General features: G+C 69.7%; 22 protein-coding genes and 1 other RNA gene. 16 read left to right on the top strand and 7 right to left on the bottom strand.

The window, feature by feature from the left end; genetic code table 11:
- Nucleotides 1–473: 473 nt before the first annotated feature.
- Together AC5RV6_RS07235 and AC5RV6_RS07230 are read right to left on the bottom strand one after the other, a co-directional pair.
- Entirely contained in the window at nt 474–983 is a 510-nt protein-coding gene (locus AC5RV6_RS07235; protein WP_494006642.1) for a DUF2812 domain-containing protein, read from the bottom strand.
- A gap of 2 nt (nt 984–985) precedes the next feature.
- The gene (locus AC5RV6_RS07230) at nt 986–1,309 is read right to left on the bottom strand and encodes a PadR family transcriptional regulator (protein WP_494006591.1); all 324 of its coding nucleotides are present in this window, start codon (nt 1,307–1,309) and stop codon (nt 986–988) included.
- A gap of 170 nt (nt 1,310–1,479) precedes the next feature.
- Here AC5RV6_RS07230 and ffs point away from each other — a divergent pair.
- The 4 genes from ffs to AC5RV6_RS07210 all read left to right on the top strand — a co-directional run bounded on the left by ffs (nt 1,480) and on the right by AC5RV6_RS07210 (nt 7,049).
- An RNA gene (gene ffs, locus AC5RV6_RS07225) (signal recognition particle sRNA small type) lies at nt 1,480–1,575 on the top strand.
- A 77-nt stretch (nt 1,576–1,652) separates the two neighbouring features.
- Nucleotides 1,653–4,922, top strand: a complete 3,270-nt coding sequence (locus AC5RV6_RS07220; RefSeq protein ID WP_494006590.1) for a DNA polymerase III subunit gamma and tau — start codon at nt 1,653–1,655, stop codon at nt 4,920–4,922.
- A gap of 56 nt (nt 4,923–4,978) precedes the next feature.
- The gene (gene recR, locus AC5RV6_RS07215; RefSeq protein ID WP_494006589.1) at nt 4,979–5,575 is read left to right on the top strand and encodes a recombination mediator RecR; all 597 of its coding nucleotides are present in this window, start codon (nt 4,979–4,981) and stop codon (nt 5,573–5,575) included.
- A gap of 187 nt (nt 5,576–5,762) precedes the next feature.
- Nucleotides 5,763–7,049: an aspartate kinase gene (locus tag AC5RV6_RS07210; protein ID WP_494006588.1), complete on the top strand. Its 1,287-nt coding sequence runs from the start codon at nt 5,763–5,765 to the stop codon at nt 7,047–7,049.
- A 98-nt stretch (nt 7,050–7,147) separates the two neighbouring features.
- On the opposite strand, the gene AC5RV6_RS07205 is transcribed toward AC5RV6_RS07210, so the two are convergent.
- A complete protein-coding gene (locus AC5RV6_RS07205) occupies nt 7,148–7,375 on the bottom strand; it encodes a hypothetical protein (RefSeq protein WP_494006587.1) in 228 nt (75 codons plus the stop codon).
- A 144-nt stretch (nt 7,376–7,519) separates the two neighbouring features.
- Here AC5RV6_RS07205 and AC5RV6_RS07200 point away from each other — a divergent pair, with 144 nt between their 5' ends.
- From AC5RV6_RS07200 to AC5RV6_RS07190, 3 genes are all read left to right on the top strand, one after another.
- On the top strand, nt 7,520–8,038 hold the full coding sequence (locus AC5RV6_RS07200) for a MarR family winged helix-turn-helix transcriptional regulator (RefSeq protein WP_494006586.1): 519 nt from the start codon (nt 7,520–7,522) through the stop codon (nt 8,036–8,038).
- Nucleotides 8,039–8,266: 228 nt separating this feature from the next.
- Nucleotides 8,267–10,327 (top strand): BCCT family transporter, encoded by a 2,061-nt coding sequence (locus tag AC5RV6_RS07195; RefSeq protein WP_494006585.1) that lies wholly within the window; start codon nt 8,267–8,269, stop codon nt 10,325–10,327.
- 118 nt (nt 10,328–10,445) lie between these two features.
- Nucleotides 10,446–11,381 (top strand): 3-methyladenine DNA glycosylase, encoded by a 936-nt coding sequence (locus AC5RV6_RS07190; RefSeq protein WP_494006584.1) that lies wholly within the window; start codon nt 10,446–10,448, stop codon nt 11,379–11,381.
- Here AC5RV6_RS07190 and AC5RV6_RS07185 read toward each other — a convergent pair whose 3' ends face one another.
- Complete coding sequence (locus tag AC5RV6_RS07185; protein ID WP_494006583.1) at nt 11,382–11,993, bottom strand: TetR/AcrR family transcriptional regulator; 612 nt, start codon at nt 11,991–11,993, stop codon at nt 11,382–11,384.
- Between the two features lie 148 nt (nt 11,994–12,141).
- Between AC5RV6_RS07185 and AC5RV6_RS07180 the strand changes: the two genes are divergently transcribed.
- The 6 genes from AC5RV6_RS07180 (at nt 12,142) to purL (ending at nt 18,484) form a co-directional block, all read left to right on the top strand.
- Nucleotides 12,142–13,599 (top strand): MDR family MFS transporter, encoded by a 1,458-nt coding sequence (locus AC5RV6_RS07180; protein ID WP_494006582.1) that lies wholly within the window; start codon nt 12,142–12,144, stop codon nt 13,597–13,599.
- Between the two features lie 114 nt (nt 13,600–13,713).
- A complete protein-coding gene (locus tag AC5RV6_RS07175) occupies nt 13,714–14,274 on the top strand; it encodes a hypothetical protein (RefSeq protein WP_494006581.1) in 561 nt (186 codons plus the stop codon).
- Between the two features lie 190 nt (nt 14,275–14,464).
- A complete protein-coding gene (locus AC5RV6_RS07170) occupies nt 14,465–14,920 on the top strand; it encodes a hypothetical protein (RefSeq protein WP_494006580.1) in 456 nt (151 codons plus the stop codon).
- Between the two features lie 231 nt (nt 14,921–15,151).
- A complete protein-coding gene (purS, locus tag AC5RV6_RS07165) occupies nt 15,152–15,406 on the top strand; it encodes a phosphoribosylformylglycinamidine synthase subunit PurS (protein ID WP_494006579.1) in 255 nt (84 codons plus the stop codon).
- Nucleotides 15,407–16,177 (top strand): phosphoribosylformylglycinamidine synthase subunit PurQ, encoded by a 771-nt coding sequence (gene purQ / locus AC5RV6_RS07160; protein ID WP_494006578.1) that lies wholly within the window; start codon nt 15,407–15,409, stop codon nt 16,175–16,177.
- On the top strand, nt 16,178–18,484 hold the full coding sequence (gene purL, locus AC5RV6_RS07155) for a phosphoribosylformylglycinamidine synthase subunit PurL (protein ID WP_494006577.1): 2,307 nt from the start codon (nt 16,178–16,180) through the stop codon (nt 18,482–18,484). It begins immediately after the preceding gene.
- A gap of 85 nt (nt 18,485–18,569) precedes the next feature.
- Here purL and AC5RV6_RS07150 read toward each other — a convergent pair whose 3' ends face one another.
- The gene (locus AC5RV6_RS07150; RefSeq protein WP_494006576.1) at nt 18,570–18,893 is read right to left on the bottom strand and encodes a hypothetical protein; all 324 of its coding nucleotides are present in this window, start codon (nt 18,891–18,893) and stop codon (nt 18,570–18,572) included.
- Between the two features lie 129 nt (nt 18,894–19,022).
- Between AC5RV6_RS07150 and AC5RV6_RS07145 the strand changes: the two genes are divergently transcribed.
- On the top strand, nt 19,023–19,607 hold the full coding sequence (locus AC5RV6_RS07145) for a GNAT family N-acetyltransferase (RefSeq protein WP_494006575.1): 585 nt from the start codon (nt 19,023–19,025) through the stop codon (nt 19,605–19,607).
- On the opposite strand, the gene AC5RV6_RS07140 is transcribed toward AC5RV6_RS07145, so the two are convergent.
- Complete coding sequence (locus AC5RV6_RS07140; protein WP_494006574.1) at nt 19,571–20,146, bottom strand: DUF1990 family protein; 576 nt, start codon at nt 20,144–20,146, stop codon at nt 19,571–19,573. The two genes, AC5RV6_RS07145 and AC5RV6_RS07140, sit on opposite strands and share 37 nt — an antisense overlap.
- Nucleotides 20,147–20,262: 116 nt before the next feature.
- On the opposite strand from AC5RV6_RS07140, the gene AC5RV6_RS07135 reads away from it, so the two are divergent.
- Nucleotides 20,263–21,102 (top strand): DUF1206 domain-containing protein, encoded by an 840-nt coding sequence (locus tag AC5RV6_RS07135; RefSeq protein ID WP_494006573.1) that lies wholly within the window; start codon nt 20,263–20,265, stop codon nt 21,100–21,102.
- A 21-nt stretch (nt 21,103–21,123) separates the two neighbouring features.
- Here AC5RV6_RS07135 and AC5RV6_RS07130 read toward each other — a convergent pair whose 3' ends face one another.
- A complete protein-coding gene (locus AC5RV6_RS07130; RefSeq protein WP_494006572.1) occupies nt 21,124–21,510 on the bottom strand; it encodes an MmcQ/YjbR family DNA-binding protein in 387 nt (128 codons plus the stop codon).
- A gap of 76 nt (nt 21,511–21,586) precedes the next feature.
- Between AC5RV6_RS07130 and AC5RV6_RS07125 the strand changes: the two genes are divergently transcribed.
- Nucleotides 21,587–22,414, top strand: coding sequence for a DUF1206 domain-containing protein (locus AC5RV6_RS07125; RefSeq protein ID WP_494006571.1), 828 nt, complete (start codon nt 21,587–21,589; stop codon nt 22,412–22,414).

The raw sequence follows: 22,414 nt of genomic DNA, 5'->3' as shown, positions 1-22,414 counted from the left end.
GGGTGCGGCAAACCGGCCAAATAACCAATCAAAATAATTGGTATCAATAAACTTGGCACACTATTGAGTTCTCAAACAACAGACACATCCGGCCTACACGGGAAAACCGTTCCAAAAACCGGAACTTCCTTTTCCCTTTCGCACCGCCGTGGTGTTTCTTCAGCTTATTTCATCCGGCCGGTTTTTGCAATTCGGCGATTCCCTCAGGAACCTTGCGAATTACGGTCAAACCGTCCTTCCGAACCCAGCAAAATACCCGGCTCTTCCGGCCCGCGCCCTAAGCGCACAGCGTTGAAACCGAGGAAATTTGTTGGGGTTGGCCGCCATGCTTCGGGCGCTTTTCCAGCGTCCCGGCCGCGGCGACTTCCAAAACATTACACGCCCTCCGGCACCCGCGCAAATCGGTTCGGCGTGGTCTGCGCCACGGCAGCTACGGGCACGGGCGGCCCCGCTTGACGGTCACTTCTGCCGGCTCATGCGAGCCTGCGGAGGCTTCTCAAATATCCCAAGAGCGGGGCGACGGTGTATACGGCGGGGACCACAAAGATCGCGAGCAGGATGGTTTCGACCAGCACGCTCCATGACACAAACCGGAGGCCCAGTACAACAAGGACGAATGCGGCAACGGCTACCCCGCTGTAGCGCAGGTACAGGTTCCGGTTTCGGATGAGCTCCTCCCGCTTGGACTCGGCGCCGGTGTGCACAGGCGCCGTTCCCCGTGCCGCCTTGAAGATGTGCACATCCCCCAGTGACAGCACGGGCGTCCATCCGGCTGCTCGGAAGATGTCGAAGTATCCCGACGACGGATGGCTTTCGTAGGCAAGATCGAACACGACGTCTTCCGATGGGCCGTCGGTGAAGCTCCACCCGTGGCCAAGCCTGGCACCGCCGGTCAGATGTTTTCCGTCTCGGGCCATGTCTGAGAAGAGAGCCAGGTCCCTGTCGGGACTGATCGCCAGGCCGTAGCCCATTCTGGTCGTCATGCTCACGCTTCCTCCATGATGTGGTCGGCCATCGCCAACAGCTGGCGACGGCGTTCAATGTTCCGGGTCAGGACCTCGCGGCCCTTGACGTTGAGCTGGTAAACGCGCCGTGAATCGCTGCCGTCGAGCTCATCAATCAGATTTGCGGCAACCAGTTTCTTGAGCGTGGTGTAGAGCGAAGCGGGGCCTATGGTGATGCTGCCCCGGCTCTGCTGGTCCAGGAACTGCATTACCGCGTACCCGTGGCGGGGTTGTGTCAGGGCGAGCAGGACGTGCAGTGCGCTGTCCGCGAGGTCACCGCCCTCGATGCCCCGGCTACGCGGCATGGCCACCCTGCCAGGGCCAAGTATCGATGATTGATATATCCATGGTGGATATATAACCACCCGGGCCGGGCCGCTGCAACAGCAACCCTCCGCACGCCGGCAGGCAGACCGGCCACGAGCACCGCGGTCATCCGCCGCCGGGACCACCCAAAAGATCGGGTAGACTGGTTCGCGGCCCCTCATGTGGTGTCATCCTGTGAACTCCCCCAGGACCGGAAGGTAGCAAGGGTAAGCGGGCTCTGGCAGGTGCATGAGGGGTCTTTTAATGTCGTGAGGGTCCACGGGCCGACGGCGCCGCAGCCGCCGCCTGAAAACCGTCAGTGCCAACCGATAGGGTCTAGGTGTGAGTACAGCCCTTTACCGCCGCTACCGTCCCGAAACCTTCGCGGACGTGATTGGTCAGGAGCATGTCACCGAGCCGCTGATGGCGGCCCTGCAGAAGAACCGCGTCAACCACGCCTATCTGTTCTCCGGACCGCGCGGCTGCGGCAAGACCACCTCTGCCCGCATCCTGGCCCGCTGCCTGAACTGTGCCGAGGGCCCCACCCCCACGCCGTGCGGCCGCTGCGAAAGCTGTGTCGAACTGGCCCGCAACGGTGCCGGCAGCCTCGACGTCATCGAGATCGACGCCGCCAGCCACGGCGGCGTCGACGACGCCCGGGACCTGCGCGAACGTGCCACCTTCGCCCCCGTCCGGGACCGGTACAAGATCTTCATCATCGATGAGGCCCACATGGTGACCTCCGCGGGGTTCAACGCCCTGCTGAAGATCGTCGAAGAACCGCCGGAACACATCAAGTTCATCTTCGCCACCACCGAGCCGGACAAGGTCATCGGCACCATCCGCTCGCGCACCCACCACTACCCCTTCCGGCTGGTGCCCCCGGAGCCACTGCTGGCCTATCTGGAGCGGCTCTGCCAGGAGGAGAACGTTCCCGTGGCCCCGGGCGTACTCTCGCTGGTGATCCGGGCCGGCGGCGGTTCCGTGCGCGACACCCTGTCCGTGCTGGATCAGCTGATGGCCGGCGCCGGGCCGGACGGCCTGGACTATGAGCTGGCCGTCTCGCTGCTCGGCTATACCCACGTCTCCCTGCTCGACGACGTCGTTGACGCCTTCGCGGCGGCCGACGCCGCCACCGTGTTCCGCGCCGTCGACCGCGTCATCCAGACCGGCCAGGACCCCCGGCGCTTCGTCGAAGACCTGCTGGAGCGCTTCCGTGACCTGATCATCGTCAACGCGATGCCGGACAGCGCCGCCGCGGTGCTCCGGGGCATGCCGACGGACCAGATCAACCGGATGCAGACCCAGGCCAGCCAGATGGGCTCCGCCGAACTCTCCCGGGCAGCGGACATCACCAATACGGCGCTGACCGAAATGACCGGTGCCACCTCGCCCAGGCTGCACCTGGAACTGCTCTGCGCGCGCATCCTGCTGCCGGCCTCCGAGCACACCGAACGCGGCGTCGCCGCCCGGGTGGACCGGATCGAACGCCGCCTCAGCTACGCCGGTGATGGCTCCCTGGCCGCAGGGCGGGCGGCCGCTGCGGCCTCGCCGGTACCGGACCAGCCGGCTGCGGCCGCCGCGGCTCCGCCCGCAGCGTCCGTCATCTCCTCCATGCCCGACGCCGCCCCCGAAGCGGCTGCCGCTGCCGAAGACCAGCCCGGCGCCGGCGCCGACAATACAGCCGATTGGGGCGGCACCTGGGCCAGCCCGCCCGCAGCTGCGTCCACCCCGGACCGCGGCCGCGGTCCGGCGGCAAAGGCCCCCTCGCAGGCCGCCCCCGAACCTTCCCCCACCGCCGACAGCCGCACCTCCTCGACCGCCACCGCCGGACCGGCCGGGGACAGCTGGCCGCATGCCGGCGCTGCCGCTGGCGCTGCCGAACAGGCTTCTCCGCGCACCGCCGCGGCGGACGCCTGGCCCCACGCCGGCGGCCCTGCCGCTGAACCGGTGCCCCCGCAGGCGTCCGCTGGAGAAGCTGCAGGTGGACAGGCCGCACAGGCGCCGTCGGGCGCTTCGTCTTCCGCACGACCCACCGCACAGCCGGCAGCGCAGCCGACGGCCGGCGCGCCCGCCGCCGCGCAGGCACCGGCTCCCGAACATGCACCGGCGGCGGCGCCGGGCCCCGCGGGCGACGGCGGCCAGGTGGAAATGATCCGCAGGGCCTGGCCGGAGATCATGGAAGCGCTGAGCAGCATCCGCCGCGCCACCTGGCTCAACGTCAGCAAGAACGCCAGCCCGCGCGCCTTCGACGGCAAGGTGCTGCACCTGGCCTTCGCCAACCCGGGCGCCGCCATGGGGTTCAACCGGCCGGACCATCTGGAGAACCTGCGCCAGGCCATCAACCAGGTGCTCGGCCTGGACTGCCAGATCAACCCGATGCACGACGGATCGGGTGAGTCCGGCCCAAAAGCCGGTAGCCGGCCCGCGCCGGCGCCAGCCCAGCGCACCACCCCCGCTTCAGGCATGGCTTCGGCTGCCCCCGCTCCTGCCGCTTCCGGCAGCGTTCCCGCCACCGACACCTCCCCCGCGCCCGCTGCCCCGGCCCCTACGGCCGGCCCGGCTTCGGCCGCGCAGCCCGGCAGGTCCGCCTCCCGCCCGGGCGCCGATGCCGCCGCCACAGCGGTCCCTCAGGGTGCACCCGGCCGTGACGGTGCTGCCCATGGCACTCCCGCCCACGGCGCTGCGCATTCGACCCCGGGATCCCACGGGCCGGTAGCCGATGCCCCGGAGCGCCGCTCCCCCGAGCAGCGGGCCCCGGGACGTTCCGCAACCGGTGCCGAGCCCGCTGCCCAGGCCGCCGTCGGCACCCGACCGGAGCGGCCGGCCCCCACCGCACAGGCTCCGTCCGTACAGGCCCCGTCCGGCACCGGACCGGCATCCGGCCGCACCTCCTCCGGGTCCGGCGCGGCGCGCCGCGGGGCTCCCCTGCCGGCCGACTGGCAGCCGGAGCCCTCGGATCCCTACGATGACATGCCCGAAAGCCAGGCCTGGGCCACGACCGAGGTGCCCGACCTGGAGAACCAGGGCCCGGACGACGCCTGGCACACCACCAACTGGGCAGGCGAACCGCTGAGCCGGACCCGGCCCGGCACCGCCGACGGCGGCAGCACGCCCACAGCCCGAGGGGCGCACCGCGCCGGGCCCGGATCCGCTCCGGAACAGGCACCGGGCGCGGGCGGGGCTGCAGCGGGCGGGGCCTCCGGATCCGCTCCGGAACAGGCGCCGGCCGGGCCCGGGCGGCCCGACGCCGGCACGCCGTCGGCTGCCTCCACGCAGCCTGCCGTCAATTGGAGCGGTGCTCCGACGGCGCCGTCCTCCTCCGTGCCCCCGGCGCCCGCCGCCCCGGCTGCCGGAAACGGTACGGCCGAAGGCAGCGGCAGGCCCAACGGCCGGCCGATGAGCCGTTACCAGCAGCTGTTATCCCAGGCGCGAACGAGCGCCCCGCAGCCGGCCCGTCCCATGGCCGGCAACGTAGACTTGAACTACCCGGAGGACATTCCCAGCGCCGATGATCTGGCACTGGAGGACGCCGGCCTGGTCGGCCGGAAGGCCATCGAACGGATTCTGGGCGGCCGGCTGATCGAGGAACGCAGCATCGACGGAAGCTGACCATCCGCCGGCTGCCCCGCTGCAGCCGACCCCCACCCCAACGCAGAAGAGGTCACGTGTACGAAGGTGCCGTTCAGGAACTGATCGATGAGCTGGGACGCCTGCCCGGCGTCGGCCCCAAGTCGGCCCAGCGCATCGCGTTCCACATCCTGGAGGCCGACGCGGAGGATATGCGCCGGCTCTCCTCCGCCATCGCCTCGGTGAAGGACAAGGTCAAGTTCTGCTCCGTGTGCGGCAACGTGACCGAGCAGGAAACCTGCAGCATCTGCAGGGACGTCCGCCGCGATCCGACGGTCATCTGCGTGGTCGAAGAGTCCAAAGATGTCATTGCGGTGGAGCGCACGCGGTCCTTCCGCGGCCGCTACCACGTGCTCGGCGGCGCCATTAACCCGATCGCCGGGATCGGTCCCGAGCAGCTGCGCATCCGCGAACTGCTCAACCGGCTCTCCGACGAACAGATCAGCGAGATCATCATCGCCACCGACCCGAACCTGGAAGGCGAGGCGACCGCCACCTACCTGGTCCGCATGCTGAAGACCCTCGGCATCCGCGTCACCCGCCTCGCCTCCGGCCTGCCGGTGGGCGGCGACCTTGAATACGCCGACGAGATCACCCTGGGCCGCGCCTTCGAAGGACGCCGCAGCCTCACCTGATCGGCCCGGCGCCATCCGCCGCGGCGGCACGTTAAGCCAGTGTTGCCGGGCGGTTAGGGGCGCACAGGCCGGGCCGATAGACTTTTGAGCGGTCCGGCGCCCGGTGCCGGCTCCCTTCCCCTCCGGCCCGGAGCCCGTACGGCCCGGGCAGGCACCCGCTTCCCGACCCCATCCAGAGAGCGTGCGCATGAGCCTGATAGTGCAGAAATTTGGCGGTTCCTCCGTTTCGGACGCCGAGGGCATCAAGCGCGTGGCCAAGCGTGTCGTGCAGACCCAGTCGGCCGGCAACCAGGTCGTCGTCGTGGTCTCCGCCATGGGGGACACCACCGACGAGCTGCTGGACCTGGCCGGGCAGCTCACCGCCGCCGCGCCGGCCCGCGAGATGGACATGCTGCTCAGCTCCGGCGAGCGTATCTCCATGGCCCTGCTGGCGATGGCCATCACCGAACTCGGTGCCAGCGCCGAATCCTTCACCGGCTCCCAGGCCGGCATGATCACCGACGCCTTCCACGGCAAGGCCCGCATCATCGACGTCTCCCCGCACCGGATCCGCACCGCCATCGACAAGGGCGAGGTCGCGATCGTCGCCGGCTTCCAGGGCATGAGCCGGGAGAGCAACGACATCACCACCCTCGGCCGCGGCGGCTCCGACACCACCGCCGTCGCCCTCGCCGCCGCTCTCGGCGCCGACGTCTGTGAGATCTACACCGATGTCGACGGCGTCTACACCGCGGATCCCCGCGTGGCGTCGAACGCGCAGAAGATCGACCGGATCTCCAGCGCCGAAATGCTCGAAATGGCCGCCTCCGGCGCCAAGATCCTGCACCTGCGGTGCGTGGAGTACGCCCGCCGCTTCGGCGTGCCGCTGCACGTACGCTCCTCCTTCAGCCAGCACGAAGGCACCTGGGTGCTGCCCGACCCCGACGACAAGATCACGATTCAAGAGGGAGAACCCTTGGAACAGCCCATCATCTCCGGTGTCGCCCACGACCGCTCCGAAGCGAAGGTGACCGTCGTCGGCGTTCCCGACATCCCCGGCAAGGCCGCCGAAATCTTCGGCATCGTGGCCGGCGCCAACTCCAACATCGACATGATCGTGCAGAACGTCTCCACCCAGGGTTCGGGCAAGACGGACATCTCCTTCACGCTGCCGATCATCGACGGCGGAGAGGCGATCGACGCGCTGAACGCCGCCAAGGCTCAGGTCGGCTTCGACAGCATTGACTACAACGAGCAGATCGGCAAGCTGTCGCTGATCGGTGCGGGCATGCGCTCCAACCCGGGCGTGTCCTACCGCTTCTTCCAGGCCCTGCACGAGGCCGGCGTGAACATCGACATGATCTCCACCTCGGAGATCCGCATCTCGGTGGTGACCGACGCCAAGCTGCTCGACACCGCGGTCCGTGCCGTGCACGCCGCGTTCGGCCTGGACGGCGAGGCCGAGGCCACCGTCTACGGCGGCACCGGCCGCTAAGACCCGCACGCCAAGCAACACGGAAAGGGCCGCACCCGGCGTCGTAACGCCGGGTGCGGCCCTTTGACGTTGCCCGGGCTGCGTTGCCCGGGCGGTGCCTACTTCTTCCGGGGCAGGATGTAGCTGCTGCCGTCGGGGCGCTTGACCGTCTCCCACAGCTCGGCGTCCCGCGCCTGCGCTTCCTCGAGCTGGCGCCGGCGCTCATCGGTCATCGGGGTGTCCAGCGGGGTGGTGGCCGCCGGGCCGAAGATCAGCCGTGCCTTGCCGGTGGTCCGCATGAAACGGGATGTCAGGGACTCCTTGGGGGCCTTGTCCTTTTCCGCCATTGTCCTACCTCCCGTTGGGTTGCGCTGCAGCCGTCACAGCTGCCTTCCATAGTACGCTAACTGTTAGCCCACTAACGATGTGTTGCCGCTGCGGCGCCGGGCCCCCTCACACCGCCGGCAGCAACCGCCCAAGGAAAGGCACGCATGACAGAGCACGACGGCGCTTCGGCGCCCGCCTCCTCCGACACCCGCGAGGAGGACCTGCTGCTGGAGCGGCAGCTGTGCTTCGCGCTCTCCGTGGCATCCCGCACCATTGTGGGTGCCTACCGCCCGGTGCTGGAGGACCTCGGCGTGACCCACCCGCAGTACCTGGTGCTCCTTGCCCTGTGGGAGCACAGCCCGCGCACGGTCCGCGACCTGAGCGACACGCTGCTCATGGAGCCGGCCACGCTGTCCCCCATGCTGAAGCGGCTGGAAACCGCCGGGCTGCTCAGCCGCAACCGCGCCCCGGGCAACGACCGGGCCCTCGCCGTCGAGCTGACACCAGAGGGCCGCGCCCTGCGCGTACGCGCCCTCGAAGTTCCCGGCACCATGATGCAGCGGCTCGGCCTGGCGCGTGCGGAAGTGGAGGAGCTGAACCGGAGCATGCGGCGGCTGATCGATGCCGCCCAGAGCGGCATGCAAAGCGCCGCGGCCGGGCCGGGAACCGCTCCCGGCTCCTGACCGGCGGGACCGCCGCCTCCGCTCCCCGGCCGCTGTCCGTCCAGGCAATCCGCCTTCACGGTTCGGGCCGTCATTAGCTACGAGACGGTAACAATTTCCATGTGATATATGGAAGGCTGCTTTCTTTCGAAATCGGCCAAAAGTGTTCCGAAACCGCACTATTCTCCTACGGGTCCCGCAAAACGAACCCCTAGGGCGTCAGCACCCGCCCCCGAGGAGAAGAACAACGTGGCATCACGTCCAACACCCAAACGCCCCTCCGTACCCCGTCCGGCCGGCGCCGACGGGCCCGACGCCGGCCTGCCGCCGTCGACTCCGGGGCCACGGCCTGAGCAGGCGAAACCCACCGTCGGCCAGCGCGCGAAGCGTGTGCTGAAACGGGAGCTGGAGTACCCCCACAACATTCACCCCGGCCTGGTGCCCGGCATCGCCGTCGACGACCAGCGCGTCCGCTACGGCACCGACCGCCTCGTCTTCGGCGTCGCGGCCGCCCTGATCCTGGGGTTTGTCGCCTGGGGCGTGCTGTCCACGGACACGCTGAAATCCGTCTCCGATATCGCCCTGGGATGGGTGGTGGAAAACGCAGGCTGGCTGTTCAGCGCGCTGGTTGCCGTGCTCGTCGTTTTCATGCTGTTCATCGGCTTCAGCCGGTACGGGAAAATCCCGCTGGGAGTGGACGGCGAAAAGCCGGAGTACTCAAAGTTCTCCTGGATCGCCATGATGTTCTCCGCGGGCGTCGGCATCGGCCTGTTCTTCTTCGGCCCCTATGAACCGCTGAGCTATTTCATGTCCCCGTCCCCGGGAGAGGCGGAGCCCGAGACGGCAGAGGCCCTCCACAAGGCCATGGCGCAGACCTACTTCCACTGGGGCCTGAACGCCTGGGCCATCTACGCCCTGGTCGGCGCAGCGGTGGCGTACGGTTCCTACCGCCGGGGCCGGGTGCCGCTGATGAGCTCCATCTTCACCCCGCTGCTGGGCAAGAACCGCACTGAAGGCCTCGCCGGGCGGATGATCGACATGTTCGCCATTGTGGCCACGCTTTTCGGCACTGCTGCTTCGCTGGGCATCGGCGCCCTGCAGATCGGCCGGGGCGTGGAGATCGTCAGCGGCATCGGCCGGCTGCCCAACGCCGCGCTGATCGGCATCATTGCCATCCTCACCGCCGCGTTCATCGCCTCCGCCGTCTCCGGCATCGGCCGCGGCATCCGCTGGCTGTCCAACATCAACATGTCCATGGCCCTGGTCCTGGTGGCCTTCGTGTTCTTCACCGGGCCCACGCTGTTCCTGCTGAACCTCATTCCCGCGTCGGTCACCGAGTACCTCTCCGAGCTGCTGCACATGATGAGCAAGGGCCCCTCCTGGGGCCAGGACTCCGCCGACTTCTCCGAGGCCTGGACCGTCTTCTACTGGGCCTGGTGGATCTCCTGGTCCCCGTTCGTCGGCACCTTCCTGGCCCGCATCTCCCGTGGCCGTACCCTGCGCGAGTACGTGCAGTACGCCCTCGTGGTGCCCACCCTCGTCTGCATCCTCGCCTTCGGCATCTTCGGCGGCACCGCCATCTGGATGCGCATGCAGGGCACGGGCATCTCGGCCGACGCCTCACCGCAGGACCTCTTCTTCCAGGTCTTGGACGGCCTGCCGCTGAGCACGATCACGCCGTTCCTGGCCATGTTCTGCATCGCCGTCTTCTTCATCACCTCCGCCGACTCCGCGTCGCTGGTGATGGGCAGCCTCTCCCAGCGCGGCAAGCCGGAGCCGGACAAGCGGGTCACCGTCTTCTGGGGCCTGGCGATGATGGGCATCGCCGTGGTGATGCTGCTGATCGGTGGCAACGTCGCCCTGGAAGGACTCCAGAACCTGATCATCGTCTCCGCGCTCCCCTTCGCGGTGATCCTGGTGCTGATGATGGTCGCCCTCACCAGGGACCTGCACACGGACCCGCTGATCATCCGCCGCGAGTATGCGGTCACCGCACTGGAGAACGCCGTCCGCACCGGCATCGACGAGCACGGCGACGACTTCGCGATCGTCGTGGACAAGGCCCCGGACGGTCAGGGGGCGGGAGCCGAGTTCGATTCCCACGACGCCACGGTGACCGAGTGGTACCAGCGCACGGATGAGGAGGGGAAGCCCGTGGACTACGACTACGAATCCGGCGAGTACGCCGACGGCTGGACCCCCGATACCGGGGAAGGCGCGGTTGTCCCGAAACCGGACGACGACGGCCGGGAAACCGGCGGCGACCCCGACGACAGCACCGAGGAACGCCGGCCGGCACCGGTCCGCTAGGACGCACCGTCCAGCCCGCATCCAGCGCATGAACAAGGCAGGCCCGGCCCCGCACCGCGGAGGCCCGGCCTGCCTGCGTCTGGCGCAATGCGGCTGCAGGGGCGGGATAATGGATGCCGTGAACACCTCCGCACCTCCCGTCGTCCTCGCCGAGGAGCAGTGGCTCGCCCGGGCGCAGGCGCACGGCGAGCGCGTGCGCCCCTACGTGGAGGGCTTCCTGGCCCGCCGGTCGGCGGGAAGGAAGCATCCGGTGGAGGACTTCCTCTTCACCTACTACAGCTTCAAGCCCGGCCAGCTGCAGCGCTGGCACCCGGGGGCCGGCGTCGTGCTCGCCGGTGACGCCGCCCGGGAACGGGCGGACTGGAAGTTCCACCGCACCCTGACCGCCGCGGAAAAAGATGACGCCGGGCTGGCTCCCGGCACCCCGGCGGTGACCGTCGATGTGCCGGCCTTCCGGGCAGCCCGCGGGGAGGCCATGGCCTTCACCGCCATGCTGCTCTCACGGACCGCCGCCCGCCGTCCGACCCTGGGCTGCTTCGGCCTGCACGAGTGGGCGATGGCCTACAAATCGGACCTCAACGGCGTCCGCCACGAATATCTGGGCCTGCGGCTGGGCGCCGAGGGCACCGACCGCCTGGTGGAGGAAAGCCGGATCCGCTGCACCCATTTCGATGCCTTCAGGTTCTACGCCCCGCAGGCAGTGCCGCTGAACGAGCTGCAGCCGACACGCGAAACGCAGCGGGACCTCGAACAGCCCGGCTGCCTGCACGCGAACATGGACCTCTACAAGTGGGCCTACAAGCTGGTGCCGCTGCTGCCGAGTGACCTGGTCATGGACTGCTTCGAGCTGGCGCGGCGGATCCGGGAAATGGACATGCGCGCCTCGCCCTATGACCTGCAGGAGTGGGGGTACGAGCCCATTCCGGTGGAGACCCCGGCCGGACGGGCAGCGTACGCCGCCGCCCAGAAGGCCTTCGCCGAGGAGTCCCAGCAGCTGCGCGCCCGGACCCTGGCGCTGCTGGCCGACGTCGAGACGGCACCGGCGCAGACATAGTCAGCTCTGCGGCTGACGGGCTGCCGGCCCAGCCCCGGCGGCGATTTCCGTCAGGTCGGCGACGGCGGCCTCAAACAGGGCCAGCGGGTCCGCCGTCCGGCCGGCGGCCTCCTCCCGCGCAAAGCACTGCCACGCCACCCGCCAGGTGCTGGCGACCATCTCCGCGACCAGCAGGGCCCGCATCGGGGGCAGCAGGCCGCGTTCCACCAGCGAGCCGCTGAGTGCCTCCACCAGGTCCAGCTCCTGCCGGGTCACCACCTGCAGCAGCTTCGGTTCCTGCAGCAGCACGCGGGAGATCCGCCGGAACTCGTACTGCTCGACCTCGGTCGCAAACCGGGCCCGACTGACGGAGGTGAGCTCCTGCAGGATGCGCCCGGGCGGCCCGGGGGAAAGCTCCGCGCCGACCAGTGCGGCGATCAGATCCGCCTGGCCGGGCACGGCGGCCGACTCCTTGGACCCGAAATAGCGGAAGAAGGTCCGCTCGGAGATCCCCGCCCGCTCGGCGATCCGGCCGACCGTGGTGGCCTCCAGGCCCTGCGCCTCGATCAGGTCCAGGGTTGCCCGCTGGATCTGCTGCCGCGTCGCGGCTTTCCGGTCTTCCCGCACTCCCACGCCCGGCCTGCTTCCTGCCCCTGCGGACGGCCGCCGTACCGACGACGGCGGCCATTGTTTTGTGTCACACCCTGCCACTTTGGCTTATGAAAAGTGTCAGAGTGTGTCAGAATCTTCCAGTTCCAGTCTAGCCAGGAAGAGGCAGTTTTTGAGTTCCCAGACCTCCGACATCACATCGGACGCTCCGCCCGCGGCACCCGCGGCACCCGCACCCACCCCTAAGCAGCTCACCGGAATCATCGGAGCGCTGGCCCTGGCCGCATTCCTCATGATCCTGAACGAGACCGTCCTGACGGTCGCGCTGCCCTCGATCATGGCGGACTTCGGCGTCTCGGCGGCCGCCGGCCAGTGGCTGACCACCGGCTTCCTGCTGACCATGTCCGTGGTCATTCCCACCACGGGGTTCCTGCTGCAGCGCTTCAGCACACGAAGCCTGTTCATCTTCGCGCTCTCGGCCTTCCTGGTCGGCACGCTGGTGGCCATCTTCGCCCCGGGGTTCGTCTTCCTGCTGATCGCCCGCATCATCCAGGCCGTGGGCACCGCCATCGTGCTGCCCCTGCTGATGACCACCACTCTGTCCCTGGTGCCCGTCCGCAAACGCGGCGCCATCATGGGCCTGAACTCCATCGTCATCTCCGTCGGCCCGGCCATCGGACCCACCGTGTCCGGGGCGGTCGTGAACTCCCTCAGCTGGCACTGGATCTTCGTGCTGATGGCACCGCTCGCGCTGATCATCCTCGTGCTGGGGCTGATCTTCATCCGCATCCCCTCGGCCACCCGGAAGCTGCCGGTCGACGTCCTGTCCGTGATCCTGTCGGCCGTCGCCTTCGGGTTCCTGGTCTACGCGATTTCCAGCCTCGAGCACGCGGCGGACAACGTGGCCCTGACCGTCGCCAGCGCCGTGATCGGCGTCGTCGGCCTGGTGCTCTTCATCGTCCGGCAGGTCCGGCTGACCCGCACCGGCCGTGAGCTGCTGAACCTCACCCCGTTCACGAACCGGACCTTCACGTTCAGCGTCGTGATGATCATGATCGCGATGGGCACCCTGCTCGGCACCGTGATGATCGTTCCGATCATCCTGCAGAACGGCGGCGGGATCACCTCCCTCAGCATCGGGCTGATGCTGCTGCCGGGCGGGCTCTCGCAGGCGGTGGTCGCACCGATCTTCGGCCGGATCTTCGACCGCTTCGGCCCGCGGCCCGTGCTGATCCCCGGCGCCGCGATGCTGGCGCTCGGCCAGTGGCTGTACGTCACGGTAACCCCCGAGACCGAGCTGTGGATGTTCATGGTCAACCACATCGTCTTCAGCATCGGCCTGGCCCTGCTCATGACCGGCCTGCTGTCCTCCGCCATGTCCTCCGTGGAGCCCCGCCTCTACGGCCACGGCTCGGCGATCTTCAACACCGGACAGCAGCTGGGCGGCGCCATCGGCACCACCATCTTCGTCACCGTGCTGTCCCTGGTCGCGGACCGCCGAATGGAGGCCGGCTCCGAGCTGGCGGTCTCACTGTTCGACGGCGCGCACACCGCCTTCATCGTCGGCGCCGTGCTGGCCACCATCGGCCTGGTGCTCGCTCCGTTCGTGAAGGTGCCCAAGCAGCACTGATCCAACCCGGGCGGCGGAGCCGGCGGAGGACCCTTTCCTCCGCCGGCTCCGCCGTTCCGGGCTTCGGGCGCTGCGCTAGGCTGACCGGACCGACAGATATCGGAGGTCTCAGCCATGAACAGCCCACGCACCCTGGCCGCAGCCGCCCTGATCGTCCTTGCCCTGGCCGGCTGCGGAAACGGCGGCACCGGCACCGGCGACGCCGGCTCCGCATCACCCTCTCCGGCCGCGTCCCCCACCGGCACATCGCTGTCCCCGTCACCAACCGCCCCGGGGACGGCATCATCCGCGCCCGCCGCCACTCTGCCGGCCGAGCAGCCGGACCAGGCGGCCACCTCGGATCTCACCGTCGAGTTCAGCGCCGACGGCGGAACCGCCACCACCACCTATCAGCTCATCTGCGCGGGGGCGGAGCCGCTGCAGGGCGAGGGGGTCCCGGATCCCGCCACGGCATGCGCGCAGCTGGCCGAGCAGGGAGCGGAGCCTTTCACGGACAAGGCCGCCGGGGGCGCAGTCTCCTGCACCCAGCAGATCGCCGGCATGCAGCGCGCCGCGGTCACCGGCAGCGTGGACGGCCAGCCGGTGGACGCCTCCTTCTCCCTGACGGACGGCTGCCAGATCTCCCGCTGGGAGCAGCTGACCGGCCTGCTGGGCCCGGCCGAGGGAACGCTCTAGAGCGGTTCGGCCCGACCCGCCGCCGTCGTCCGCTGCCCCGAAGACGAGACGCAGACGCAAGATTGACCAAAGTACCTAGGCAGTCGATATAGTTACCAAGCACCCTTACTTTGCCGTATGCTGAGTAAGGCTACTTACCACCTGTTCTGGACGCAGCGGTTTACCGTCCGGACCTGAACTGGAGGAACAAATGTCGATCGAGGCAACGCCCGAAGGCACGCCCGCCGGCGCTCCCGCGCCGGAGGCCTACGTGCCTTGGTGCGATAACTGCGGGACCGACGAATACCTGATCATCGAATCCGTCGAGCCCGCGACCACCGAGGATTCCGCGGAGTTCCTGGAAATCAGCTACACCTGCTCGGAGTGCGACCGCTTCTACGGCCACCCCATCCGCCACTCCCCGCTCTGGGCCCGCCGCCTGGCCGAGGCCCCCGCCGCGGAGGAGATGATCTACATGCACTGCGGCGAGCCGATGAAGCCGAAGGACGCACGCACCCTGTCCATTTTCGCCCCGCTGAGCACCGAGGAGTTTGCGGCCGCCCCAGCGGCCGCCTCTCCATCGGACGCCGCAGCCCTGGACAACGTGCGCATGGAAGTCACCGTGCTGCGGTGCGGGTGCGGCTTCCAGATTGAGCTGCCCGCCTAAACCGCATTGGAGAAGGCCGGACCGCGACGCCGCGGTCCGGCCTTTTGCGTCGGGGCACCGTCCGGGGCTGGCCGGAACCCGACCCCGCTCCGCCCCGCGCGAACCGCCCGCAACACGGCGGGGCCCGGGCCCAAAGCTGGCTAGAATGTAGGGGCAAGCTCGCGGAGCGCTGAATCAGCGTGAGACGGCACCATCCGCGGACACCCATACCTTCCTACAGGAGCTGCCCGGATGCCCCGGATCGTTGTCGACGTCATGCCCAAGCCCGAAATCCTCGACCCGCAGGGCAAAGCCATCGCCGGCGCCCTGCCCCGCCTGGGCCTGACCGGTTTCACCTCGGTCCGCCAGGGCAAGCGGTTCGAGCTCACGGTGGACGGCGACGTCACCCCCGAAATCCTTGACCAGGCCCGCACGGCCGCCGCCACGCTCCTCTCCAATCCCGTGATCGAAGACGTCACCCGCGTCGAAGTTCTCCCGGAGGCCTAAGTGAGCACCCCCCTGATCGGCGACTTCTCCGTCGCCCCCGACGACGCCGCCCTGCGCTCGGTGCGCATCGGCGTGATCACCTTCCCCGGCACCCTCGATGACCGCGACGCCGCCCGCGCCGTCACCCTCGCCGGCGGCACCGCCGTCGGGCTGTGGCACGCGGAGGCGAACCTGCACGACGTGGACGCCGTGATCGTGCCCGGCGGGTTCTCCTACGGTGACTACCTGCGCGCCGGAGCGATCTCCCGGTTCGCGCCGCTGATGGAGAAGGTGGTGGACGCTGCGGCCGGCGGGATGCCGGTGCTGGGCATCTGCAACGGCTTCCAGATCCTCACCGAGGCGCACCTGCTGCCCGGCTCCATGATCAAGAACAACCACCTGAAGTTCTCCTGCGCGGACCAGCTGCTGCGGGTGGAGAACAACACCACGGCCTGGACCGCGGACTACGCGCCGGGCGCCGGGATGGTCATTCCGCTGAAGAACCAGGACGGCCAGTACGTGGCCGACGAAAAGACCCTGGACGAGCTCGAGGGCGAGGGCCGGGTGGTGTTCCGCTACGACGGCGAAAACCCCAACGGCTCGCGCCGCGGCATTGCCGGCATCTCCAACGCCGCCGGGAACGTCGTCGGCCTGATGCCGCACCCCGAGCACGCCGTCGAGCCCGGTTTCGGGCCCGACTCCTCCGCCTCCGGAACCGTGCCCCTGCGCGGCGGCACCGACGGGCTCGGTGTCTTTACCTCCGTCCTCTCCAAGCTCGTCGAAGGCAAGTAAATGACCGTTTCTGAAAACCTGGGCGTCGGGCAGAAGAAGTTCCGCATCGACACCGTCGAGCACGCCGCCGAAACCCCGGACACCGAGCTTCCCTGGGCCGAGCTGGGCCTGAAGGAAGACGAGTTCAACCGCGTCGTCGAGATCCTCGGCCGCCGTCCCACCGCCGCGGAACTGGCGATGTACTCGGTGATGTGGTCCGAGCACTGCTCCTACAAATCCTCCAAGGTGCACCTCAAGCAGTTCGGTGAGAAGGTCACCGACGAGATGAAGAAGCACCTGCTGGTGGGCATCGGCGAGAACGCCGGCGTCGTCGACATCGGCGACGGCTGGGCGGTGACCTTCAAGGTCGAGTCACACAACCACCCGTCCTTCGTGGAGCCCTACCAGGGCGCCGCGACCGGCGTCGGCGGCATTGTCCGCGACATCATCTCGATGGGCGCCCGTCCGGTGGCCGTGATGGATCCGCTGCGTTTCGGCGCGATTGACCACCCGGACACCGCCCGACTGGTGCACGGCATCGTCTCCGGCATCGGCGGCTACGGCAACTCCCTGGGCCTGCCGAACATCGGCGGTGAGACCGTCTTCGACTCCGTCTACCAGGGCAACCCACTGGTCAACGCCCTGGCCGTGGGCGTGATGCGGCACGAGGACATCCGCCTGGCCAACGCCTCCGGCGTCGGCAACAAGGTGGTCCTCTTCGGCGCACGCACCGGCGGCGACGGCATCGGCGGCGCCTCGGTGCTGGCCTCCGAGTCCTTCGACGACGCGAAACCGTCCAAGCGCCCCGCCGTGCAGGTGGGCGACCCCTTCGCCGAGAAAGTGCTCATCGAGTGCTGCCTGGAGCTGTTCAAGGCCTCCGTGGTCGAGGGCATCCAAGACCTCGGTGCCGCCGGCATCTCCTGCGCCACCTCCGAGCTGGCCTCCAACGGCGACGGCGGAATGCACGTCGAGCTGACCAAGGTCCTGCTGCGCGATCCGTCCCTGACCCCGGGCGAAATCCTGATGTCCGAGTCCCAGGAACGCATGATGGCCGTGGTCACCCCGGAGAACGTCGAGGCGTTCGAGGCGATCATGGACAAGTGGAACGTCGAATACTCCTGGCTCGGTGAAGTCACCGACACCGGCCGGCTGATCATCGACTGGGACGGCGAGACCATCGTCGACGTCGATCCGCGCACCGTCGCCCACGAGGGCCCGGTCTACAACCGTCCGTACGCCCGTCCGGAGTGGCTGGACACCGTGCAGGCGCAGTCCTTCGGCGAAGCGCCCACCGGCAGCGACGCGCTGCGGGCCGGGGTGCTGGAGCTGATGGCCTCACCGAACCTGTGCTCCAAGCGCTGGATCACCGACCAGTACGACCGCTACGTGCAGGGCAACACCGCCCTGGCCATGCCGGACGACGCCGGCGTGATCCGGGTGGACGAAACCACCGGCCTGGGCGTGGCCATCTCCACCGACGCCAACGGCCGCTACGCCTACCTGGACCCCTACGAGGGCGCCCGGCTGGCCCTGGCGGAGTCCTACCGCAACGTCGCCACCACCGGCGCCCGGCCGCTGGCGGTCACCGACTGCCTCAACTTCGGCTCCCCCGAGGACCCGGAGGTCATGTGGCAGTTCGCCGAGGCCGTCCGCGGCCTGGCCGACGGCTGCCGCGACCTCGGTATCCCGGTCACCGGCGGCAACGTGTCCCTGTACAACCAGACCGGCGGCGTGGCCATCCACCCCACCCCGGTGGTGGGCGTGCTGGGCGTGTTCGACGACGTCGCCCGCCGCACGCCGTCGGGCTGGCGCGAGGACGGGCAGGCCATCTACCTGCTGGGCACCACCTGCACCGAACTGGACGGTTCCGAGTGGGCCAACCTGCGCGGCCACCTGGGCGGACGCCCGCCGAAGCTGGACCTGGCGCAGGAGAAGCTGCTCGGTGAGCTGCTGATCAACGCCTCCCGTGACGGCATGATCGACGCCGCGCACGACGTCTCCGAGGGCGGCCTCGCCGCGGCCCTGTCCGAGATGGCGCTGCGCTTCAACGTCGGCGCCCGGATCGGCCTGGACGAAATGTGCGAGCGGGACGGCATCGACCTCGGCACCGCCCTGTTCTCCGAGTCCCAGGGCCGCGCCGTCGTCGCCGTCCCGCGCAGCGAGGAGGTCCGCTTCAAGGACATGTGCACCGCCCGCGGCTACGCGCACCTGCGCATCGGCGTGGTGGACACCGAAATCGGCGCCCTGGACGTGCAGGGCCACTTCGCCCTGCCGCTGGACGAGCTGCGCGAAGCGCACGAGGCGACCCTGCCGAAGTACTTCGGCTGACCTTTCCCCTCCACACGCTGCCCTGCCGGGACCTTCCCGGCAGGGCAGCGTGCTTTGTTCGCCCGGATGTGCCGGTGCGGCCGGCTCAGGCGGGGCCGGCGCCGGACTCGGCGGTGTTCAGCCTGCCGAACCAGCCGGCGAGCACGAACGCCATCCCCAGCCCGCCGCAGGCCAGGGCGGCGCGTTCCGGGGTGCTCATCACCCCGCGCCGGCGCAGCAGGACGATCCCGGCCGCCGCGTTCGCGGCGCTCCACACCACGTTGGCGGCAGGAGGGGACGGGGCCCGTCCCGGCGGGTTGGAGAAGGGCGACGGAAACCTGCGCCCCTGCACGGCGCTGACGCCGTGGGGCACCGCATTGACCAGGAACACGCCTGCCGCGGCGCTGGCCAGGAGGTTGGCAGCGGACATCAGGGGCCCTCATTTCTCTGTGCAGGAGCGGATCACCGCATCCTGCCATATCCGGCGGGTGCCGCTGCCCGCCCCCGTGCAGGCGCGCCGCTGCGGGACAGGGCGCCGGCGGACCGGAACAATGGAGCGGTGAACCCGTTCCCCGGCCGCCCCGCGGTCGCCACGCTGCGCCTTAACCTCTGCCCGCTGACCGCGGTGGAGCTGGACGCGCTGATCAGCGGCTGCCGGCTGTCCGGCTGGGCGCCCGACTTTCCCCAGCCGCTGGATTCCGACGCCGCCACCGTCGCCTTCCAGGCCGGCCTGTTCGACGCCGCGCAGGTCCTCGCCTACCGGTTGATCCGCGAGCGCGACGGCGGCCTGGCCATCGGCACGGTCGGGTTCACCGGCCTGCCCGTGGCGGGAACGGTGGAATTGAGCTTCAGCGTGGTGCCGTCCCGGCGGCGGCAGGGCTTCGGACGGGAAGCCGTGGAGGCGGTGGTCCGGTCCGCACTGGCCGTCCCGGGCATCCACACCGTCATGGCCTACACTGCCGCGGACAACGCAGCCTCCCGGGCGCTGCTGCTCTCGGCCGGTTTCCGTCCAGCCACCCGTGAGGCGGTGGCCGCGGATTCCGGCATTCCTGGACAGGACCTTCCGGGGCAGGGCACCGTGGGCTTTGAGCTGCGGGCCGGCTGGCTTCAGCCCCCGGCCAGCTTCGCCGCCGCCGCGAAATAGCGGCGGGTGATCAGTTCCTGCACGGCTTCCACGGCGGGCCGGCCCATCCGCAGCACCCGGGTCGCCGGGCGGCTGTAGGCGGTCACCGCGAAGGACACCTGCCCCGCTTCGGTCAGCTCGGCGTAGAAGCCCTCCTGGCCCGACTCCGGATGGCCCGGCAGCGCCTCGTACCCGAAACCGGCACGCTGGCCGCCCACCGGCTGGCCCGCGGCGTCCAGCACCGGCTCGGTGCTCCACAGCACCCGGCAGGGGGCGTACCAGCGGACCGGTCCCGCTCCCACCCCGACGGCGACCACGGCGCCGGGCACCGCCCGCGGGCTGTCCGCGCGGACGCGCAGATGCGAGGCGCGGTGCAGGTCCCAGCCCAGGATGGCTTCGGCCAGGTGCAGGAAGGCGGCCCCGGGATCGGGGGCGGGCAGGGCCCGGTGCCGCACTACGCTCCGATATCCGGCAGGCCAGCCGCCCTCCAGGGGCTGCGGCCAGGGCCGGAAGGTGGGCCCGGCGGCGCCGGGGGTCGGTTCGGACTGCATGGCGCTCATGGACCGAGGGTAGCCGCCCGGGCGCCGCCCGTCCCGATGCAATGATGGAAGGAAGCCTGCTGTGTTTCGCGGAAACACCGCAGGGGCACTGCCAGCGAGCTGATGAGGAGCACCGGATGAACCAGATGGGCAAACGCGCCGGCCGGGAAGCGGCCGGCGCCGCGGAGCAGGCGGCCGAGTCGAGGACGTTTGAGCGGCTGGCCCGGGCCGGACTGGTGGCCACCGGGCTGATCCACGTGGTCATCGGCTTCCTCGCCCTGCAGCTGGCCTTTGGCGGCTCGAAGTCGGAAAACGCAGATCCGAGCGGCGCGGTGGCGCTGCTCGGCGAGCAGCCTGCGGGCGCCTTCCTGCTCTGGTTCTGTCTGCTCGGCTGCTACCTGCTGGCCCTGTACCTGGCGTGCAGCGCGTTCCTCGCCGGCCGGCGCGAGGACGGCACGGACCGGTGGAAGGAGATCGCGAAGATGGGCGGCCCGGCCGTGGTCTATGCCGTGCTGGGCACCACGTTCGCGTCCTTTGCCCTCTCCGGCGGCAGCGACAGCAGCGAGTCCTCGTCCACCTGGTCCGCCCGGCTGTTGTCGGTGCCGGCCGGCCAGTGGCTGCTGGCCGCCGTCGGCGTCGGGATCGCCGTGGTCGGCGGCTACTTCGCGTACAAGGGTGCCTCCCGCCGCTTCAGGCGGGACCTCGGCCCCCTGCCCGGAGACCCGTGGCCCCGGGTGGTGACGGTGACCGGAACGGTCGGCTACATCGCCAAGGGCGTGTCGCTCGCGGCGGTCGGCGTCCTGGTGTTCGTTGCCGCCCTGCAGGCCGATCCGGAACAGTCCAGCGGGCTCGACGGCGCGCTGAGCAGCCTGCGCGGGCAGCCCCTGGGGCCGTGGCTGCTGGGCGGGGTGGGCCTGGGACTGATCTGTTACGGCCTGTACGTGGGAATCATCAAGGCACGGTTCGCGAAGCTGTAGCCCGGACCGGGCCGGCGTCGTTCACCCTCCGGCCAGGCCCCGCCAGCGCAGCCTGTCCTGGTCCCGGCGGGGCAGCGAGGCCACCACCAGGTCATAGGAATCCTCGATCATGTCCTGCACCAGCCGGTCCTCAAGCGAGCCGGTCAGGTCCAGCTGGTTCCAGTGGGTCTTGTTCATATGCCAGGCGCCGGTGATCTCCGGATGCGCGGCCCGCAGCTGCACGGCCAGCTCGGGTTCACACTTCAGGGAGACCATTAGCGGGGTGGCATCCAGCGCACAGAGGGCGAACATCTTGGCCCGGCCCGCCCCGACCCGTACCTTGAACACGGAGGACTCCGGGCCGAACGGAAAGTCCTCGAAGGCTCCGGGCAGGTCCAGGCACAGCCCGCGCAGTTCGATCGGCAGCATGACCCGACCCTAGCGCCGGCGCCGGCCGCCCCGCCAGACCGGGGCAGGGGCAGCCATACGCCGAAAGGGGGTGCCGGTGGCCCGCAGGGATTCCGCCGCCGCGGGCCGGGCCGACCGGGCCGCCGCCAGGGCCGCCCGCTCCCCCGGCTTCGAACTGGCCGCCCGGTCCGGGTACGTGGCCAGCGGCCTCACGCACGTGCTGGTCGGGTTCATCGCCCTGCGCATCGCCGGCGGCGGCGCCGGCGTCGCCAGCACCTCCGGAGCGGTGTCCGAGCTCGCCGACCGGCCGGGGGGCACGCTGCTCATCGCCGGGGGCGCCGCCGGCTGCGCGACGCTGGCCCTGTTCCAGCTGGCCCGCCTGGTGGTCGCCGGCGACACGATGCGCGGCTGGCAGCTGATCAAGGACCGCGTGTCCGACGCCGGCCAGGTCGTGGTCTACGCCGCCGTGGGCGCCATCTTCGCTTCCTTCCTGGTGGGCACCGGGCACGCCGACGGGTCCTCCGGGTGGACCGCCCGCCTGCTGGCGGTTCCCGGCGGGCAGCCCGTCCTGGCCGGCGTCGGTGCCGGCGTGCTGGGCGGCGGACTGTGGTTCCTCTGGGTGGGCCTCACCCGCAGGTTCCGCCGCCAGCTGATCCGGCTGCGGCACGCCGGGCTGGAGCGGGCCATGGAGCTGGTCGGGGTCCTCGGCTACCTGGCCAAGGGGATCTCCCTGGGCATCATCGGCCTGCTCATCATCACCGCCGCGGTGACGGCCGACCCCGCCCAGCCGGTCGGCCTCGACGCCGCCCTGCGCACGCTGCGGGACCAGCCGTTCGGCGCCGCGCTGCTGACCGCCGTCGGCTTCGGCCTGATTGCCTACGGGCTCTACATCGGGGTGGTCCGTACCCTGTTCCAGCGGCTGTAG

The sequence above is a fragment of the Arthrobacter saudimassiliensis genome (assembly GCF_059090665.1).
Note: the sequence above shows the minus strand (reverse complement) of the source record. Positions and strands in the feature narration are given on the sequence as shown.